We start from the raw sequence: 17,850 nt of genomic DNA, 5'->3' as shown, positions 1-17,850 counted from the left end.
GCGTGGGCGCCGAGGGTGGCTCAAGCCTAGAACTGAGGCAAGCGTCCGCCTCGAATTTAGTCCACTTCAGTAGGCCGCCTAACAATTGTCGGAGGTTCGCGACGCATCCGGACGCCGCCCGGAGGCTTCACCGGAAGCACCCCCGTACATTGGCCGCATGACTTCTCGGAAGCTTCCCCTCCGTTTCGGATCGCAGACCGTGCTCGTCACGGGGGCGAGCTCTGGCCTCGGTGCCGAGTTCGCGCGGCAGCTCGCGTCGCGCGGCAGCGACCTCGTGCTCGTCGCCCGCCGAGAGGCGAAGCTCGAGAACCTCGCCGACGAGCTGCGAAGCCGGTACGGGGTGACCGTCTCGACGATCGCCGCTGACCTCGGCGCGGCGGGCGCCGCATCCATGCTCAACGCGGAGCTCGAACGCCGAGACGTGCATGTGACGAGTCTCATCAACAACGCCGGATTCGCGACGAGCGGTGCCTTCCATGACGAGGACGCGGAACGCGTGCGCGCGGAGATCGCCCTCAACGTGGCGGCGCTCGTCGACCTGACGCAGACGTTCATCGGGCAGCTCCGGCAGGGTGACGGCTTCCTCGTCAACGTCGCGAGCGTCGCCGGGTACCAGCCGACGCCTGGCTTCGCGGTCTACGGGGCGACGAAGGCCTTCGTGCGGAGCTTCACCGAGGCCCTGTGGGCCGAATCCGCGGGCACCGGCCTGCGGGTGCTCGCACTCGCGCCTGGCCCGACCTCGACGGAGTTCTTCGATGTCGCTGGCGAGGACATCGGCTCCGGGCTGCCGCGCATGACGGCCCGCCGCGTCGTGGCGATCACCCTGCGGGCCCTCAGGAAGCGCGACCCGGGGCCGTCGGTCGTCCCCGGTCCCGTCAACACGACGCTCACGCTCGCGTCGAAGTTCGCGCCTCGCAGGCTGCTGCTGCGCGGGATGAACCGCGCGTCGCGCTGACGAACCGCAAGGGTTCGTCAGCGCGACGCGGGCCGAGCGCGATCAGCGATCAGCGATCAGCGATCAGCGATTGATGGCGAGGTGCCCGAGCGCCGTGACCGGTGTGACGCGCCCGTCGGCGAGCTTGTACTGGCAGCCGACGATGCTGAGGGCGCCGCTCGCGACGGCGTCGCTGAGAACGCGCGAGCTGCGCACGAGCGCGTTGATCGTCGAATAGAGGTGGCGGCGCCCCACGGCGTCCGGGTCGATCTGCGCCTCGTCGACGTACGGCGTCGACTGGTCGCTCGTGAACCACTCCTCCTGGACGGAGGGCTGGATGCGCGCCAGCTCGTCCCTGATCGCGGGCGTCACGTCGTGCGGGTGCGCCGTGGTCTGGTTGATGGCGGCCTTGACGGCGCCGCAGGAGCCGTGGGCGAGGACGACGATGACGGCGACGCCCAGTTCGGCGACGGCGAACTCCATGGTCGCCGTCGTGTTCTCATTGGCGATCTGGCCCATGTTGCGGGCCACGAACAGGTCGCCGAGTCCGCAGTCGAAGAGGATCTCGGCGGCGACTCGCGAGTCGGAGCAGCCGAGGAATGCGGCGTTCGGCGCCTGGCTTCCCGAGAGCTCGGTGCGGCGCTCGGTGCTCTGCTGCGGGTGCAGCAGGTCGCCCTTGATGAAGCGCTCGTTGCCGTCGACGAGGGCATCCCAGGCCTCCTGGGGTGTGACGCGTGATGAGGTCATTCGTTCTGTTTCCTTTCGAGGTTGACAGGCATGCGCCTGCACTGGAGGTTCTGCGGGGCAGGGTCAGGCGCGAAGACGCGCCTGAGCGGCCGCGAGACGGGCTCGAAGACCGTCGACGAGGCGCTCCCAGATCGGCAGCGACGTGATGAGCGCGGCGAGGATGATGACGGTGGCGACCCAGCTTGCGACGATGCCCGGGATCGGTGCGATGAGACTCGCCCAGAGCAGGATGCTGAGAGCGCCCAGACAGTAGGCGGCCCCCGCCTTCAGATGCCGGTGGCGTGCGAGGCCGTCGCTCGCGACCACGCGTCCGGTGACCAGCGCGAGCAGGACCGCGCCGACCGTCACTGCCGCCGATGCGATGAGAATCTGCAGGACCGGACTGGGCACAGCCTTGACGGACTGCAGCACGGAAACGCCGTCGAGGATCTCGCACATCAGGAAGATCACGAGCGCGCGCTCGAAGATCACGGTTCCGGCGTGCACGGACACTCGACGCCCGCCTGTGCCGCGGCGAGCCCAGGCGGCGATGCCTTTCGAGAGCGCGTACGTGGCCCCACCGGCGGCACCGCACGCGAAGATGATGAGGGCCGCATGTGGCGGCACGAGGAACGCCCCGACGGTCGCGCCGATCACGGCGGTCGAGATGGATGCGAGCCACGGGCGTCGGACTCGAGCCAGGCGCGCTTCTGCGGGCCCGAGCCACGACCCCCGACTGGTTCGATCGGTGTTGAAGAGGTACTCCGCGAAGACGAGCCACACGAACACCGCTCCGTAGGCGGCGATCGCCGGTCGAATGTGCAGGAGATCGGACGCGAACGCGCTCGGATCCGTGACGACCTCGATGAACGCATTCCAGAGGTGCGTGTCCCCTTCCCGGGCATGCTCGACCGCCACGGCGAATTCAGGCAGCAGCAGGCGCCCGAGGAGCTCGCCCACGACGAGCCCGAAGGTGAGGAAGATCCGGCGGGACCGCTCGTCGATGCGAGTTGCGACGCCCGCCATGGGCACTGCGGACTTGACCCCCATCGTCGTCTCGAGCACAACGAGGAAGAGGAACGCGGCGGCGATCTGGAGGCCGAGCACCTCCCAGGCGACGAGGGTGACGACGGCCGTGAGAATGACCGGCACGGTGAGGACACGGTTGAGCTTCCGAATCAATAGGCTCTCCTGACTGATGAGGCGGACGAGCGGAGTCGGGGCTCCCCCACCTCGTCTTGGACCCGTCCAAGCTAGCAGTGAAGTGAACGACGATGCATTTCTCCTGGTCCGCCCGGCGATCTGCCTCACCCAAGGGACCCATGAGACCCGGGGAATAGGGGAACTCCCCGTCAGGAGATCCGGCTCCGACGCTCGGCGTCGCGAGTCGCCAGCACTCGCCGACCGGAAGGTCGTCGTAAACCCATGATTCAGCTGAGCAGTGCGGGTTTTCCGGCAGCACGCCTGGCGCTGAAGCGGGGTCTCGTGTCACGCTGACGCGGAACGATGACGGAACCCGGCTGCCGAACTCGACAGATCGGACCACTCGCCGCGACCATGCCCGCCAGTGGCACGGTCAGCGTGCGTCCCAGAAAGTGAATTTACATTCCTCGCGCGAAGTGAAGGGCGCGGGTCAGTGGAGGAGGCGTCCGATGCTCGTGAAGTGCTGGCTGTAGCCGTCGACGAGCTTTCGGGCCACGGCAACCGAATCGACGAGCGGGTGCGCGGCGAAGCCACGCCAGGCGAGCTCGCGGGAGCCGCTGGTGGCTGCTTCGATGACGAGCTGCTCGGCCGCCTTGACCTGAGTCATGAGCCCGAGCATCTCGCCCTCGACAGGGGCGATCGGCCACGGATGCACGCCGTCGGCATCGACGACGCAGCCGACCTCGACCACCGCATCCTCGGGCAGGGCAGGCACGAGTCCGCCGTTGCGCACATTGAGGATCATGGTCGCCGGCGTTCCCGACGAGAGGGCGGCCATCAGGTCGAGGGCGACGCTCTCGTAGCCGCCTCCAGCGACATCCTCGACCTCGCGCTCCTCGCCCTCTTCGCGGCTCTCGGCCATGTAGCTCGCCTCGCGCTCGTGACGTGTGCGCATCCAGGACTCGAAGGGGTCCGTGCCCGGGTTCGCGAAGAACGCCCCCTGCTGCGCGTTGAGATACTCGCCCCTCGTTGATGCGGCGGCGCGGATGCTCTCGTTCGCTTCGCGCGTGAAGGAGTAGTAGTAGAGGTACTCGTTGGGCAGCGCGCCGAGGGCCCGCACCCAGTCGAAGCCGAGGAGGCGAGCCTCTTCGATGCGCTGCAGCGAGGCGTCAGAGGCGAGCAGCTCCGGCAGGCGCTCGACCCCGTCGACCTTCAGGGAGCGCAGCCAGCCGAGGTGGTTGAGCCCGACGTAGTCGAAGGCGAGCTCCGACTCCGAGGAGGCGCTGGTGCCCGGACGCGCCGCCGCTGGTGCCCCCGCGACGGCCGCGGCTCGCCGCAGCAGACCGATCGGGGTGTCGCAGATGCCGACGACGCGATCCCCGAGCACGCCGCGCATGGCTTCCGTGACGATGCCCGCCGGGTTGGTGAAGTTGATGACCCACGGCTCCGGCGCGACCCGACGGATCGTCTCCGCCAGCGAGATCATGAACGGGATCGTGCGCAGCGCGTAGGCTAGCCCGCCCGGGCCGACCGTCTCCTGGCCGAGCACGCCGAGCTCGAGGGCGATGCGCTCATCCGCCACCCGGCCCGCCGTGCCGCCCACGCGGACGGCGCTGAAGACGAAGTCAGCACCCTGGAGCGCCTCTTCGAGGTCGGTCGTCACGGTGATCCTGGGTGCGAATCGACGCTCGCTCCCGATGCGCTCGACGATCACGCGGATGATCGCGAGCCGCTCAGGTGAGATGTCGTAGAGGCTCAGCTCGTCGATGCGGACGGGAGCGTCGTCGGACGCGACCGCCTCGAACACCTGGGGGACCCGGAACCCTCCGCCTCCGATGATCGTCAGCTTCACGAGAACATCACCTCTACTTCCGCCTCGCGGAGCACGGCGAGCGTCGCCGGGTCCGCTTGTCTCTCCGTCACGACACCCGTGATATCGCTGGCCCCGCAGACCCGCAGCAGCCCGACCCCGGGGAACTTGGTCGCATCCGCGAGCACGACGGTCCGCTGCGACGACGCGATCATCGCGAGCTTGACGGGAACCTCGGTCCCGGTCGTGTCGGAGACCGTGCCGTCCGGTCTGATGCCGCTGGTGCCGAGGAAGCAGACGGTGGCCCGGATCTGCGCGAGCGCCTGCTCGGTGAGCACGCCCACCATGGAGCTGTAGTTCTTCCGGACGACCCCGCCGAGCACGATGAGCTCGACCGTGTCGTCGTCCCGCAGCGCATCGACGACGGCGAGGCTCGAGGTGATGACGGTGATGCGTCGGCCGCGCAGCTCTCTCGCGAGGTGGGCGGTGGTCGTGCCGATGTCGATGAGGACGACGTCGCCGTCGCGCACCAGCTCGGCGGCTCGGGCCGCGATGGCGCCCTTCTCGGAGCTCTGGTGCGTCGCGACCTCGGAGAACGGAACCCGGTCGGGCTCGACGCTGCCGCCGCCTCTGACCCGGCGGAGCAGGCCCTCCGCGCTGAGCGCGTTGAGGTCGCGGCGCACCGTCGACGGCGAGACCCCGAACTGCACGGCCAGCTGCTCGACGGTGACCTGCCCGTCGGCGCGCAGCGACTGCAGGATGCGAGCCTGGCGGGTCGTGGTGAGCATGCGAGGCATCGTAGCAGTCACAGACGCGCAGCATTCAAGCGCGAGTGAGCACGACTTGACGCACGAACGATCACCGCGCAGGATGTGTGAGCAACACCGCTGTTGCACCCGAGAGGAGCCGCGATGGACTCCGCACGCGACCCCATGTCGCCCCCGATCCAGGCGCCCGCCCAGTTCCAGGCGCCGCAAGCAGGAGCGACGGCGGATGCACGCTTCGACGTCGTGCTCGCCGGCTCCGTCTTCTTCGACATCGTGTTCACCGACCTGCACGGCGTGCCGAGCGCCGGGACCGAGGTGTGGGCAGACGGCATGGGGTCGACGCCGGGCGGCATCGCGAACCTGGCGGTCGCCGCCAGCCGCCTCGGGCTCACGACCTCTCTCGCGTCGGTCTTCGGCGACGACGTCTACGGGCGCTGGTGCTGGGAGCTCCTCGAGGAGCACGAGGGCATCGACCTGAGCCGCTCGCGCCGCTTCGAGAACTGGCACACCGCCGTCACCGTCTCGGTGGCGCAGCACGGCGACCGCAGCATGATCACCCACGGGCACCCGAGCCCGATCTCGAGCGACGCGCTGCTGGGCGACGGCATCTCGAGCCGCACCGCGCTCACCGAGCTGGGCGTCATGTCGAGCCTCGAGCAGGAGCCGTGGTGGCTGCGCGCCGCCGGCCAGGGCACCCGCATCTTCGCCGACGTGGGCTGGGACGACACGGGCGCGTGGGACCCGGCCGTCCTCGAACCGCTCGCCTCCTGCTACGCCTTCCTGCCCAACGAGCGCGAGGCGGTCGAGTACACGCGCACCGAGTCGCCGCTCGCCGCAGCCCGCGCGCTCGCCGCGCACGTGCCGCTCGTCGTCGTGACCTGCGGCAAGGACGGCGCGATCGGCATCGACTCCGCGACCGGCGAGGAGGTCCGAGTGCCGGCCGTGCCGGTTCGCGCGTACGACGCGACGGGGGCCGGAGACGTGTTCGGCGCATCCTTCGTGCTCGGGACCCTGCGCGACTGGCCGCTCGAGCAGCGCCTCACGTTCTCCGCGCTGTGCTCGGCGCTCGCCGTGCAGCAGTTCGGGGGCTCGCTCGCCGCGCCCGGCTGGGGTGACATCGCCGACTGGTGGGAGGCGACGCGAGCTTCCGGCGACGCCGACCTCATCCGCCGCTACGGCTTCCTGCAGGATGTGCTTCCCCCCGAGCGCGCCGGCGCGGTGCGCCGTGCGGAGGCGACCTTCCGCCTCGTCGACCATTTCCCTCCCGGAAGGCACAGCCTCTCGGGCGGGCAGGGTCCCGCCCCGCGCGACGAGAATCCCGTCGGCTGACGCCCAAGCGATATCTTTACCCTCTGCTCCCCCGCTGCGATAGGAAGGCCCAACATGTACGAGAAGCACCGGAGAACCGCGGCGGCCGCAGGCGGCTTGGCGCTCGTCCTCGCACTGGCGGGCTGCGCGCCAGGCACCGGCCAGACAGACGGCCCCGCCGAGCCGGCAGGCGACATCAGCACCGACATCTCGCAGGTCGGGGACGTGACGCTCACCGTCTGGGACCAGGAGGTGCGCGGCGGGCAGAACGAGCAGATCGAGCAGCTGAACGCGGCGTTCGAGGAGCTGTACCCGAACGTGACGATCGAGCGGAACTCGCAGGCCTTCGACGACCTGGCGACGACGCTGCGACTGGCGCTCACCGACGACAACGCGCCCGACGTCGTGCAGGCCAACAACGGCCGCAACACGATGGGGGCGTTCGTCGAGGCCGGGCAGCTGCGCCCGCTCGACGACTACGCGGAGGCGTACGGCTGGTTCGACCGCTACCAGGAGTCGATCCTGCAGTACTCGACGTACAGCGACGACGCGAAGGTGTTCGGCGAAGGCAACCTGTACGGCCTCCCCCAGGTCGGTGAGGTCGTCGGCATCTTCTACTCGAAGGCGAAGCTCGACAAGCTCGGCATCGAGGTGCCCGGCACCTGGTCGGAGTTCGATTCCGCGCTCGCGACGGCGAAGGCGGCGGGCGAGACGCCCATGCAGCTCGGCAACATCGAGCAGTGGCCGGCCGGGCACGTGTTCGGCCCGCTGCAGGGCGGCTACGTGGATGCGGAGACCATCACGAACCTCGGGCTCGGCAACCCCGGCGCGAGCTGGACCACGCCGGAGAACGTGGAGGCGGCATCCGCCCTCAAGGGCTGGGTGGATGACGGCTACTTCAACAGCGGCGTGAACGGCACCGACTACGACGCCGCCTGGCAGGCGCTTGCAGACGGCAACGGCGTCTTCCTCATCGGCGGCTCGTGGCTCGCGGCCGACCTCGAGGCGAGCATGGGTGACGACCTGGGCTTCTTCGTGCCGAAGACGGATGACGGTGCGCTGGCGACGACCGGCGGCACCGGCCTCCCGTTCGCGATGACCTCGGCGGCCGACAACACCGACGTCGCGGCCGCGTACATCGACTTCCTGACGAGCGACGACGCGATGCAGATCCTCGCCGACACCGGCAACCTGCCCGTCAACAAGTCCGCCGAGCTGGCGCCCGAGTCCGGTGTCTTCGCCGACATCTACGGCGCCTTCGGCGAGGTCACCGAGTCGGGCAGCGTCCTCCCCTACCTCGACTACGCGACGCCGACCTTCGGCGACACCATCGGCCAGTCCCTGCAGGGGCTCATCGACGGGCAGCTCACGCCAGAGCAGTTCACCGAGGCCCTCGAGGCCGACTACGCGGCCTTCACTGCAGCGAACGAGTGACCCCCGTGTCGTCGCTGATGAGGAGCATCGGTCTGGGCCCGGCCGTGCGTGCACGGCCAGAGCGTCTCCGCGGATGACGATCAAGGACCCGACGGCGCGCGAGCGCCGTCCAGCGAGGGGTGCCAGCCGTGGCACCCCCGCCTGGGTGCCGTTCGCGTACCTCGCGCCCGCGTTCCTCCTCTACGGCACGTTCCTGCTGTTCCCGCTCGGTCGGGCCGTGCAGTTCTCGTTCTTCGAGTGGGACGGGCTCGGCGCATCCACTTTCGTCGGCTTCGACAACTACGTGCAGATCGTGCAGGACGAGCGGCTGCGGGAGGCCTTCGGGCACGCGTTCGTGCTCATCTTCTTCTACGCGGTGCTGCCCCTTGCCGTCGGACTCATGCTCGCGGCGATCCTCACGCGGGCGAGGGTGCGGGGCCTCGGCTTCTTCCGAACGCTCATCTTCCTGCCGCAGGTCATCGCGATGGTCGTCGTGGCCGTCACGTGGCGGCAGATCTACGCGCCGGATGGTCCCCTCAACGGGCTGCTGCGCCTCGTCGGGCTGGAGAGCTGGACGCGGGCGTGGCTCGGCGACTACACCTTCACGCTGCCCGCCGTGGGGCTCATCGGCTCGTGGGTGTCGCTCGGCCTCGTGACCGTGCTGCTCATGGCCGGCATGAGCCGCGTGCCGAAGGAGCTCTACGAGGCCGCGCGGCTCGACGGCGCGGGACCCGTGCGCGAGTTCTTCTCGATCACCCTGCCGTCGGTGCGTGGCGAGATCACGGTCGCCCTGACCCTCACGATCGTCGCCGCGCTCAAGACCTTCGACCTCATCTACGTCACCACGAGCGGTGGGCCCGGCACGTCGACGACCGTGCCGAGCTTCGAGGTGTACCGGCGGGCGTTCGAGCTCGGCGAGGTCGGGGCCGCCACGGCAGTCGGCGCTGTGCTGACCCTCATCGTCTTCGCCATCAACTTCGTCGTGAACCGGATCGGGGACCGCGCATGAACGTCTCCGTCTTCGAGAAGGTCGCCAACTACCTGATCCTCGGCGTCTTCGGGCTCGTCATCCTCGGACCGATCAGCGTCATCGTGACCCTCGCGTTCGGGCCGGAGAACGCGACCGTCGCCCAGGAGGGGCGCATCTTCCACTGGGAGAACTTCCCCACGGCCTGGGAGGTAGCCCGCTTCGGGCAGTACATGCTCACGTCGGTGGTCGTCGCGGCGATCGTGGTCGTCGTCGCCGTGCTCGCCTCCATCCTTGCCGGCTACGCGCTCGGCACCATGAAGTTCCGGGGCGCGACACCGATCTTCTACCTGTTCCTCCTCGGCATCATGGTGCCGACGGAGGCGTTCATCGTGCCCCTCTACTTCGACCTGCGCACCGTCGGGCTGACGAACACGGTGTGGGGGGTCGCGTTCCCGCAGATCGCCATGTCGATCGCCTTCGGCACGTTCTGGATGCGCACCTACTTCCGCTCCTCCAGCCAGGCCCTCATCGACGCGGCCAAGCTCGACGGGGCCGGCTCCATGCGCATCCTCTGGCAGGTGCTCGTGCCGATCGGCCGGCCCGCCATCCTCACGCTCGTGCTGCTGACGTTCATGTGGACCTGGAACGAGTTCCTCATCCCCCTCGTGATGTCGCCGAACGGCAGCGTGCGCACGGCGCCCCTCGGCCTCGCGTTCTTCCAGGGCCAGTACACGCAGGGCACCGCGCTGCTCGCGGCCGGCGCCATCATGGTGGCGCTGCCCGTCGTCGTGCTCTACATCTTCCTGCAGCGCCACTTCATCCAGGGGATGCTCGAGGGGGCGGTCAGGGAGTAGCCGCCCGGCGCGCGCCGGGCACGTCGCGCGTCGCCTCACCCGTGTAGTCGGCGAGCAGGGGCGGCGGCAGCGGGCCCTTGATGCGCTGCCCCGCCTGCTTCTCCTCCCACGCGTGGGCGAGGATCCCCACGGAGCGCGAGAGCACGAAGAGGCCCCTCGCGAGCTCCGGCTGCACGCCGAGCTCGGCGTACACGATGGCGGAGATGCCGTCGATGTTCATCGGGATGCGCCGCTCCCCCCGCTCGAGCGCGCGCTCGAGCGCCAGACCGGCGGCGAGGTAGCGGCCCGAGATGTCGTCCCTGGCGACGGCCTCTTCGACGAGCCGCAGCAGCGGGTCGCGGCGCGGGTCGCGGGGGTGGAACCGGTGCCCGAAGCCCGGGACGAACATTCCCCGGCTCTTGTGGTCGGCGATCGCCTCGCGGGCGAGCTGCTCCAACGCGACGCCCTCGGACTCGTGCCGGGTGACGAGGTCGTTGAGCAGCTGGACGCACTGCTGGCCGGCTCCGCCGTGCGTGTCGCCGAGCACGTTCACCCCGTTGGCGACGGCCGAGTTGAGGCCGACGCCGCAGGTGGCCGCCATGCGCGCGCTGGCGATCGACGGCGCCTGGGGACCGTGGTCGACGCTCGCGACGAGCGTCGCCTCGAGGAGTTCGGACACGGCCCTCGTCGGGAGCGCCCCGGTCGTGAGGAGCCAGATCGTGCTCACGAATCCGACGTTGCCGATGACCTCCTCGATCGGGTAGCCGCGGAGCTCGATCTCCCCCGGGGCGATTCGGGTGACGCTGGTGCTCCACCACGCGGTCGCGTCGTCGACGGTGGGCTGGCGGTCGGTCGTGCTGCTCATACGGCTCGCTCCTCGTGAAGTGCTCGAATCTCCGTCTCGTCGTAGCCGAGCTCGTGCAGGATCTCGTCGGTGTGCTGGCCGAGCCCCGGCGGCGGAACGGTGGGGGCGCTCGGTCGGTCATCGAGGCGGATGCCGTTGCCGAGCACCCGCAGGGTCTCGCCGTCGCGCCCGGGGAAGGGCAGATCGTGCACGAGCTCCCGGTCGACGATCTGCGGGCTGGCGAGCATCTCCGGAACCGTGAGGACGGCGGCCGCCGGCACGCCCCGCGCCGAGAGCAGGTCCTCCCAGTGCGCCGTGTCGTGCGCGCTCAGCGCCTGCTCGATCTCACTCGTGAGCTCCGCCCGGAAGCGCTTGCGGTCCTCCCGGTCGTGGAAGCGCGGGTCGTCGGCCAGCTCCGGGCGGCCGATCGCCTCGGTGAGCGCGACGAACTGCTCCTGCTTGTTGGCCGCGATGTTGAGCGCCCCGGTCGCCGTCTGGAAGGTCCCGGACGGCGCCGCCGTGCCGTTGTCGTTGCCGAGGGCGCGCGGCACCTGGTCGGCGACCAGGTGGTTCGACACGACCCAGCCCATCGCGGTGACGGCGGTCTCGAGCATCGACACGTCGATGCACGAGCCCGCACCGGTGCGCTCGCGTCCGTGGAGCGCGGAGGAGATCGCGAACGCGGCCGCGAGCCCGCCGAGCGTGTCGGCGATCGGGTAGCCGGCCCGGAGGGGGGAGGTCTCCGGCGTGCCGGTGACGCTCATCATCCCGGACCCACCTTGGATGATCTGGTCGTAGGCCGGCTTCGAGCGCAGCGGCCCCGTCTGGCCGAAGCCCGAGATGGCGCAGTACACGAGCCTGCTGTTGATGGCGCGCAGCGCCTCCCAGCCGAAGCCGAGCCGCTCGAGCACGCCTGGCCGGAAGTTCTCGCAGAGCACGTCGGCCTCGGCGACCAGGCGCTGCATGACCTCCCGGCCGCCGTCCGACTTCAGATCGAGCGTGATCGAGCGCTTCTGGGCGTTCTGCGCCAGGAAGGAGACCCCCATCAGGCTGCCGTTGAGCTCGGAGTCGGCCCCGAGCCTGCGGGCGAGGTCTCCGCCGTCCGGCACTTCGACCTTGATGACCTCCGCCCCCATGAGGGCGAGCTGGTAGCAGGCGTACGGCCCCGCCAGCACGTTGGTCATGTCGAGCACGCGGACTCCCGCGAGTGGGCCTGATGGGGTCTCGGTCATACCGTGACTTCCTTTCTCGCGGCGAGCTTCGTGCGGATGACCCGCACGATGACGAACGCCACGGTGAGTGCGAGGACGGAGTAGAGGGTGATGGTGATGGGGCTGTCGATGAGCACGCCTGGGTCGCCCTCGCTGACGGCCATCGCCCGGCGGAACTCGGTCTCGGCGAGCGGCCCGAGGATGATCGCGATGAGCATCGGGGCGACGGGCAGCCCGTAGCGCCGCATCGTGAATCCGATGAGCCCGATCACCACGACGAGCACGAGGTCGAGGATCTTGCCGCTCGTGGCGTAGACGCCGAGCATCGCGAAGAGCGTGATGCTCGCGTAGAGGTAGTGGCGCGGGATCTTCAGCAGCTTCGCCCAGAGCGGCGCGAACGGGAGGTTGAGGATGAGGAGCACGACCATGCCGATGAAGAAGCTCGCGAGCAGCGCCCAGACGAGTTCGCTCGAGCGCTCGAACAGGAGCGGCCCTGGCTGCAGACCGTACTGCCGGAAGGCGGCGAGGAGGATCGCAGCGGTGGCCGAGGTGGGCAGGCCGAGCGCGAGCAGAGCGCCCATGGCGGTTCCCGCGGTGGCGTTTCCCGCAGCTTCCGGGCCGGCGACACCCTGGATGGCGCCGAAGCCGAACATCGGCTTCTTGCGGCGCTTGTCGAGTCGACGCTCGGCGCCGTAGGAGAGGAACGTCGGCACCTCGGCGCCGCCGACGGGGATGATGCCGAAGGGAACGCCGATCGCGGTCCCCCGCAGCCAGGCCGGCATCGCCTGGCGGAGCTCGCTGAGCGAGAGCCAGAGGCGCCCCTTTGACTGGATGAGACCGGTGTCGTCGGAGTAGCCGCGGCGCCCTGCGACGGCGAAGACCTCGCCGAGCGCAAGCAGACCGACCGTGATGACGACGATGTCGATGCCGTCGAAGAGCTCGGGGATGCCGGCCGTGAAGCGCGATGTGCCCGAGATCGAGTCGATGCCGACGACGGAGATGGCCAGGCCGAGGACGAGCGCGGCGAGACCGCGGATGATGGACTGCGTCACGACCGCAGAGATCGCGATGAACGCGAAGATGGCGAGCGCCAGGTACTCGGCGGGGCCGAACAGGGTCGCGAGTTCAGCGAGACGGGGCGCGAAGAAGACGACGAGGATCGACGCGAGGATGCCGCCGATGAAGGCGCCGATGGCCGAGGTGGCGAGGGCCTGAGCCGCTCGTCCGCTCTTGGCCATGGCATGGCCTTCGATCGATCCGGCGATCGCCGTGCTGTTGCCCGGCGTGTTCATGAGGATGCCGGCGATCGAATCGCCGAAGAGCCCACCGAAGAGCACGCCAGCGAACATGATGAAGGCGCCGATGGGGTCGAGCGAGAACGTGACGGGGAGGAGCAGGGCGACGGCCATCGCTGAGCCGAGACCGGGGAGGACCCCGACGGCCGTGCCGAGCACGGCGCCGATGAGCACCCAGAGCATGTTGATGGGGGTCAGGACCGTGAGGAACCCTTCCCCGAGGTTTGCGAGCGTATCCATCAGAGGACTCCTACGAAGATGCCGGGAGGAAGGTTGAGGCCGAGCCCGATCGAGAACGCGATCTGCACGATGGACGACATCGCGAGCGCGAGGAAGATGTCGAACACGGGTCGGCGGCTGCCGAGGGCCCTGGAGATACCCCAGAAGAGGAAGGCGCCGGAGAGCAGCCAGCCGAGCGGGGTGAGCGCGGCGATGAAGACGATCGTCGTGCCGAGGGCGCCAAGCAGGGAGCGGATGTTGGTGCGCGGCCTGATGTGCTCGGCCGCGAGCTCCTTGTCCTGCACGACCGCGAGCTCGTCGCGGTCGAAGTCGGAGAGCTCATCGACCTCTTGGTCGACGACCCTCTTCTCGCCTCGGAGCTCAGCCAGGTCCGGCTCTGCCACTCGCGTCGGTTCCGGGTTGCGGATGACGTCGACGGCGAGGAAGGCCGCCACGATGAAGATCGCGACCGAGATGATCGCCGGGAACACCTGCGGGCCCGGCTGCGAGACGTTGCTCGGCACGGCCATCGTGACGGTGCCGATGACGAGGCCGATCCCCACGAGGGTAAGGATCCCCGGCACGATGAGTCCGGTGCGGCGGCGCCACCAGCCAGGGCTCGCGGTGGTGTCGTGCTGCGTCCACGCTGAGGTGGGGATGACGCCGGTCATAGTCCGAGCTCCTCGATGATCTGGTCGACTCTCGCCTGGTCTTCTTCGATGAAGGCGGCGAATTCGTCGCCGGTGAGCACTGCTGGCTCCCAGTTGTTGCGTTCGAGCGTGTCCTGCCATTCGGGAGTGGCGACCATGTCCTCGAAGATCCCGACGAGCTGGTCGCGTTCTGCGTCCGTGATGCCGGGAGGGGCGACGATGCCTCGCCAGTTGGGGAGGTGGACGTCGACGCCCTGGTCCATGAGGGAGGGGATGTCGATGCCGTCGACGGGCTCTTCCGCTGACACGGCGAGCGCGCGGAGGTTGCCCGCCTCGATCTGGTCGCTGAACTCGTTGTAGCCGCTGACCCCGACGGCGACGGTGTTCGAGAGCAGCGCGGTGAGCACCTCGCCACCGCCCGCGTACGAGACGTAGTTGAGCTCGGCCGGGTCGATGCCGACATCCTCCGCGACGAGGCCGGCGAGGAGATGGTCGGTGCCGCCGACACCGCCACCGCCGACGGCGAGCGCGTGCGGGTCCGTCTTCCAGTCGGCGATGAAGTCATCCAGGGTCTGGTACGGCGAGTCCGCCGGCACGATGAAGACCTCGTAGTCCTCGGCGAGCCGCACGATCGGTGTCGTGTCGGAGAGGTCGACGGCGGAGTCGTTGACGTTGATCGCGCCCATCATGACCGTCCCCGTCATCATGAGGTTGGTCGGGTCAGCGCCCAGGCCCACGAACTGCGACAGTCCGATGGTGCCTCCGGCGCCGGGCACGTTGACGACCTGGACGTTGTTGACGATCCCGTCTGCACGCAGCGCCTGCTGTGCCTCCCGTGCCACTCCGTCCCATCCACCGCCTGGCGCCGCTGGCGCCATGAACGTGAGCTTCGTGCTCGGGTCGGTCCCGGTCGTCGAGTCGCTGGCGTCGAACGCCGCGATCCCGACGAGCACGGCGGTCGCGGCGATGCCGAGTCCGCCCATGAGCTTCCGTCTTGCTGTCACGATCACTCCCTTGTGATTGACTTGTCCACACAGCGGACACTTCTGTCCACCAGATGGTACGCTAGTGTGACCGGGCAAGCAAACGATCCGAAGCCGGAGACCCCATGACAAGCGCCGACGACGCCCCCGCCCAGCGGTCAGAGCCGGGTGGCATCCGCGCCGTGAGCCGCGCCCTCGATGTCCTCGACTGCTTCGAGAACGAAGGCCAGTCGCTGGCCGTCTCCGACATCGTCCGCCGCTGCGAGCTCCCTCGCACGACCGTGCTCCGCCTCGTCGACACCCTCGTGGGCGAGCGGATGCTGCAGCTCCTGCCCGATGGCCGCGTGAGCGTCGGCCCCCGCATGATCCGCTGGGGAGCCTTCGCGAAGGCGGCCTGGTCCGCTCCGGCAGCCACGCTCGATCGACTCCGGGAGCTTGCCGAGCAGACCGGTGAGACCGTGAGCCTCTACGTCCGCCGCGACCTCAAGCGCGTCGCCATCGCGCAGGCACCCGGGCGGCACACCATCCGCCACGTCGTCCAGGTCGGCGACGAGCTGCCCATCTGGCTCGGCGCCGCATCCACGACCCTCCTCAGCGGAGAGCGGCCCGAAGCCCTCGACGCGGTGCTCGCCCAGCTCGACGCCGACGAGAGCATCGACATCGACACCGCCGCGCTGCGCCGTCGTGTGGATGAGATCCGCGAGCAGGGCTGGGGCCTCAGCCACGGCGAGCGGGAGTCCGGCAACAGCGGCCTGGCGATGCTCGTGCCCGAGAACCCGGACCGACCCCACCTGCAGCCCGTCGTCGTCGTGCTCGGCGGACCGACGGCCAGATTCGTCGACGCCCGCATCCCCGAGTTCGTCGACGCGCTCCGCGCCTGCGTGCGCGACGTGCCGCGAACCGGGCTGCCGCCCGCACTCGAATGACCTCGCGGTGCGGTTCGAGACCGCCGCGCCCGCAATCCAAGCAGGACCCTGAACCGACGAAGGAGACGGTGCGATGAGCGCAACGGTGTTCGTGACGGCCCCACGACTCGGTCACGCCGGGGTTCAAGCCCTGGAAGGGGCCGGAAGCAGGATCATCTACCTGCCTGACGGCGGGGGGCGCGCCGAGGTCGAGGAGATCATGGCCAGCGAGGCCGTCGACGCGGTCATCTCCCGCACCGTCGAGCTGTCGGCCGCAGCCATCGAGGCCTGTCCAACGCTCCGGGTCATCTCGAAGCACGGCGTCGGCGTCGGCAACATCGACGTCGACGCGGCGACCGCCCACGGCATCCCGGTGTTCACCACGCCGGGCGCCAACGCCCAGTCGGTCGCCGAGCTCACGATCGCGCTCATGTTCAACGCCGCACGTCGGGTGTCCTGGATGGACGCGGAGATCCGGCAGGGACGCTGGAGCAGGGCGCAGGACGGGCGGCAGCTCGCTGGCGCCACGCTCGCCCTCGTCGGTGCCGGCCAGATCGGTCAGCGGGTCGCGCGCACTGCGGCGGCGACGGGGATGCGCGTGCTGGCCTTCGACCCGGGATTCGGACTGGACTCCCCCATCCCGGAGCTGACCATGGTCGGCAGCCTCGAAGAGCTGCTCGCGCAGGCCGAGGTGCTGAGCATCCACGTGCCGCTCAGCGAACGGACACGCGGCCTCATCGGGGCCGAACAGCTCGCCCTGCTGCCGGCGGATGCCATCGTGCTGAACACGGCCCGCGGCGAGGTCATCGACGAACCCGCCCTCGTCGAGGCGCTTCGCAGCGGCCAGCTCTTCGCTGCGGGCCTCGACACCACCTGGTCGGAGCCCATGGAGCCCGGCAACCCGCTGCTGGACTGCCCGAACGTCGTCGTCACACCCCACGTCGGGGGCTCCACCCCAGCGGCCCTGGAGGCCATGGCACTGGCCGCCGCCCGGAACATCCTCGGCTTCCTCGAGGGCACGCCCCCGGACGCACGGTCCTGCGTGAACCCCACCACTCTCTCGATCGAACGGAGCAACGCATGACCGAGCAGGACCCCACCGCGGCACCCGCCTGGCCGACCGGCTACTTCATCGGCGAGCGTGCACCCGACCTCCCCGCATCCCTGATCGACGCGTTCCGTGAGATCCCCGTCGCCGTCGCCGGCGACTGCCTCGGGCGCTCCGTCGGCGCGCTCGGCCTCCACGCCTATCACGGCGACGCGCCGCTCTCGGGGCAGGCCGTCACCGTGAAGATCCGGCCTGGCGACAACCTCATGGTGCACAAGGCCATGATGGATGCCCACCCGGGCGACGTCATCGTGATCGAAGGCGGCGGTGACCTCAGCCAGGCGGTAATCGGAGGGCTCATCCGCACGAGCGCCATCACCAAGCGACTCGGCGGCTTCGTCATCGACGGGGCCCTGCGCGACGTCGCCGAATGGCGGGAAGGCGGCATGCCCGCCTACGCGCGCGGACACACGCACCGCGGACCCACGAAGGACGGCCCGGGCCAGATCAACGTGCCCGTGTCCATCGCGGGCCTCGTCGTGAACCCGGGCGACCTGGTGCTCGGGGACCTCGACGGCGTCCTCGCCGTTCCAGCGCAACGGGCGGAGTCGCTCCTGCAGGACGCACGCAGGCACCTCGACCGGGAAGCCCGCATCCGCAAGCACAACGAGGAGGGCACCTCCGACCCCGAACGGTTCAACGCGCTCCTGCGCCAGAAGGGCCTGCCCGTCTGATCGCCCTCGCCGCCGGACGGGGCGCAAGGCGCGGCTTGTCAAGCGCCGGGACCTCCC

17 protein-coding genes are annotated in these 17,850 nt (G+C 69.6%); 8 read left to right on the top strand and 9 right to left on the bottom strand.

Annotated features, from left to right (window positions below):
* The first annotated feature begins 157 nt into the window (after positions 1 to 157).
* Positions 158 to 955 (top strand): SDR family oxidoreductase, encoded by a 798-nt coding sequence (locus HDC34_RS13315; protein WP_179557352.1) that lies wholly within the window; start codon positions 158 to 160, stop codon positions 953 to 955.
* A 63-nt stretch (positions 956 to 1,018) separates the two neighbouring features.
* Here the strand turns inward: HDC34_RS13315 and HDC34_RS13310 are convergent, their stop codons facing one another.
* The 4 genes from HDC34_RS13310 to HDC34_RS13295 all read right to left on the bottom strand — a co-directional run bounded on the left by HDC34_RS13310 (position 1,019) and on the right by HDC34_RS13295 (position 5,401).
* Positions 1,019 to 1,681, bottom strand: coding sequence for a carbonic anhydrase (locus HDC34_RS13310; RefSeq protein ID WP_104311232.1), 663 nt, complete (start codon positions 1,679 to 1,681; stop codon positions 1,019 to 1,021).
* Positions 1,682 to 1,744: 63 nt separating this feature from the next.
* Positions 1,745 to 2,842 (bottom strand): DUF475 domain-containing protein, encoded by a 1,098-nt coding sequence (locus tag HDC34_RS13305; RefSeq protein WP_179557351.1) that lies wholly within the window; start codon positions 2,840 to 2,842, stop codon positions 1,745 to 1,747.
* Positions 2,843 to 3,293: 451 nt separating this feature from the next.
* On the bottom strand, positions 3,294 to 4,655 hold the full coding sequence (locus HDC34_RS13300) for a 6-phospho-beta-glucosidase (RefSeq protein WP_179557350.1): 1,362 nt from the start codon (positions 4,653 to 4,655) through the stop codon (positions 3,294 to 3,296).
* Complete coding sequence (locus HDC34_RS13295) at positions 4,652 to 5,401, bottom strand: DeoR/GlpR family DNA-binding transcription regulator (RefSeq protein WP_104311229.1); 750 nt, start codon at positions 5,399 to 5,401, stop codon at positions 4,652 to 4,654. The genes HDC34_RS13300 and HDC34_RS13295 overlap by 4 nt, the downstream gene beginning before the upstream one ends.
* Positions 5,402 to 5,524: 123 nt before the next feature.
* Between HDC34_RS13295 and HDC34_RS13290 the strand changes: the two genes are divergently transcribed.
* The 4 genes from HDC34_RS13290 to HDC34_RS13275 all read left to right on the top strand — a co-directional run bounded on the left by HDC34_RS13290 (position 5,525) and on the right by HDC34_RS13275 (position 9,925).
* Positions 5,525 to 6,709: a PfkB family carbohydrate kinase gene (locus tag HDC34_RS13290; RefSeq protein WP_249312507.1), complete on the top strand. Its 1,185-nt coding sequence runs from the start codon at positions 5,525 to 5,527 to the stop codon at positions 6,707 to 6,709.
* A gap of 54 nt (positions 6,710 to 6,763) precedes the next feature.
* Positions 6,764 to 8,122, top strand: a complete 1,359-nt coding sequence (locus HDC34_RS13285; RefSeq protein ID WP_179557349.1) for an ABC transporter substrate-binding protein — start codon at positions 6,764 to 6,766, stop codon at positions 8,120 to 8,122.
* Between the two features lie 73 nt (positions 8,123 to 8,195).
* Positions 8,196 to 9,110 (top strand): carbohydrate ABC transporter permease, encoded by a 915-nt coding sequence (locus tag HDC34_RS13280; RefSeq protein WP_104311227.1) that lies wholly within the window; start codon positions 8,196 to 8,198, stop codon positions 9,108 to 9,110.
* Positions 9,107 to 9,925, top strand: a complete 819-nt coding sequence (locus tag HDC34_RS13275; protein ID WP_104311226.1) for a carbohydrate ABC transporter permease — start codon at positions 9,107 to 9,109, stop codon at positions 9,923 to 9,925. The genes HDC34_RS13280 and HDC34_RS13275 overlap by 4 nt, the downstream gene beginning before the upstream one ends.
* Here HDC34_RS13275 and HDC34_RS13270 read toward each other — a convergent pair.
* The 5 genes from HDC34_RS13270 to HDC34_RS13250 are packed head-to-tail and all read right to left on the bottom strand — an operon-like array spanning position 9,915 to position 15,127.
* Positions 9,915 to 10,769 (bottom strand): citryl-CoA lyase, encoded by an 855-nt coding sequence (locus tag HDC34_RS13270; RefSeq protein WP_179557348.1) that lies wholly within the window; start codon positions 10,767 to 10,769, stop codon positions 9,915 to 9,917. The two genes, HDC34_RS13275 and HDC34_RS13270, sit on opposite strands and share 11 nt — an antisense overlap.
* On the bottom strand, positions 10,766 to 11,980 hold the full coding sequence (locus HDC34_RS13265) for a CaiB/BaiF CoA-transferase family protein (RefSeq protein WP_179557347.1): 1,215 nt from the start codon (positions 11,978 to 11,980) through the stop codon (positions 10,766 to 10,768). The genes HDC34_RS13270 and HDC34_RS13265 overlap by 4 nt, the downstream gene beginning before the upstream one ends.
* Entirely contained in the window at positions 11,977 to 13,494 is a 1,518-nt protein-coding gene (locus HDC34_RS13260) for a tripartite tricarboxylate transporter permease (protein ID WP_104311223.1), read from the bottom strand. Before HDC34_RS13260 ends, HDC34_RS13265 begins: the two co-directional genes overlap by 4 nt.
* Positions 13,494 to 14,144 (bottom strand): tripartite tricarboxylate transporter TctB family protein, encoded by a 651-nt coding sequence (locus HDC34_RS13255; protein ID WP_179557346.1) that lies wholly within the window; start codon positions 14,142 to 14,144, stop codon positions 13,494 to 13,496. The genes HDC34_RS13260 and HDC34_RS13255 overlap by 1 nt, the downstream gene beginning before the upstream one ends.
* Positions 14,141 to 15,127 carry a tripartite tricarboxylate transporter substrate binding protein gene (locus tag HDC34_RS13250; protein ID WP_258068013.1) on the bottom strand — a complete coding sequence of 329 codons (987 nt, stop codon included), beginning with the start codon at positions 15,125 to 15,127 and terminating at the stop codon, positions 14,141 to 14,143. The genes HDC34_RS13255 and HDC34_RS13250 overlap by 4 nt, the downstream gene beginning before the upstream one ends.
* Positions 15,128 to 15,231: 104 nt before the next feature.
* On the opposite strand from HDC34_RS13250, the gene HDC34_RS13245 reads away from it, so the two are divergent.
* The 3 genes from HDC34_RS13245 (at position 15,232) to HDC34_RS13235 (ending at position 17,793) form a co-directional block, all read left to right on the top strand.
* Positions 15,232 to 16,032 carry an IclR family transcriptional regulator gene (locus HDC34_RS13245; protein WP_179557345.1) on the top strand — a complete coding sequence of 267 codons (801 nt, stop codon included), beginning with the start codon at positions 15,232 to 15,234 and terminating at the stop codon, positions 16,030 to 16,032.
* 73 nt (positions 16,033 to 16,105) lie between these two features.
* Positions 16,106 to 17,095 (top strand): hydroxyacid dehydrogenase, encoded by a 990-nt coding sequence (locus HDC34_RS13240; protein ID WP_179557344.1) that lies wholly within the window; start codon positions 16,106 to 16,108, stop codon positions 17,093 to 17,095.
* Positions 17,092 to 17,793 (top strand): RraA family protein, encoded by a 702-nt coding sequence (locus HDC34_RS13235; protein WP_179557343.1) that lies wholly within the window; start codon positions 17,092 to 17,094, stop codon positions 17,791 to 17,793. Before HDC34_RS13240 ends, HDC34_RS13235 begins: the two co-directional genes overlap by 4 nt.
* The last annotated feature ends 57 nt before the right edge of the window (positions 17,794 to 17,850 follow it).

Origin of the sequence: Pseudoclavibacter sp. JAI123 (assembly GCF_013409665.1) — a bacterium.
Classification (GTDB): domain Bacteria; phylum Actinomycetota; class Actinomycetes; order Actinomycetales; family Microbacteriaceae; genus Pseudoclavibacter.
The sequence above is the reverse complement of the archived record's forward strand: the minus strand, read 5'-3'. Positions and strand labels throughout refer to the sequence as shown.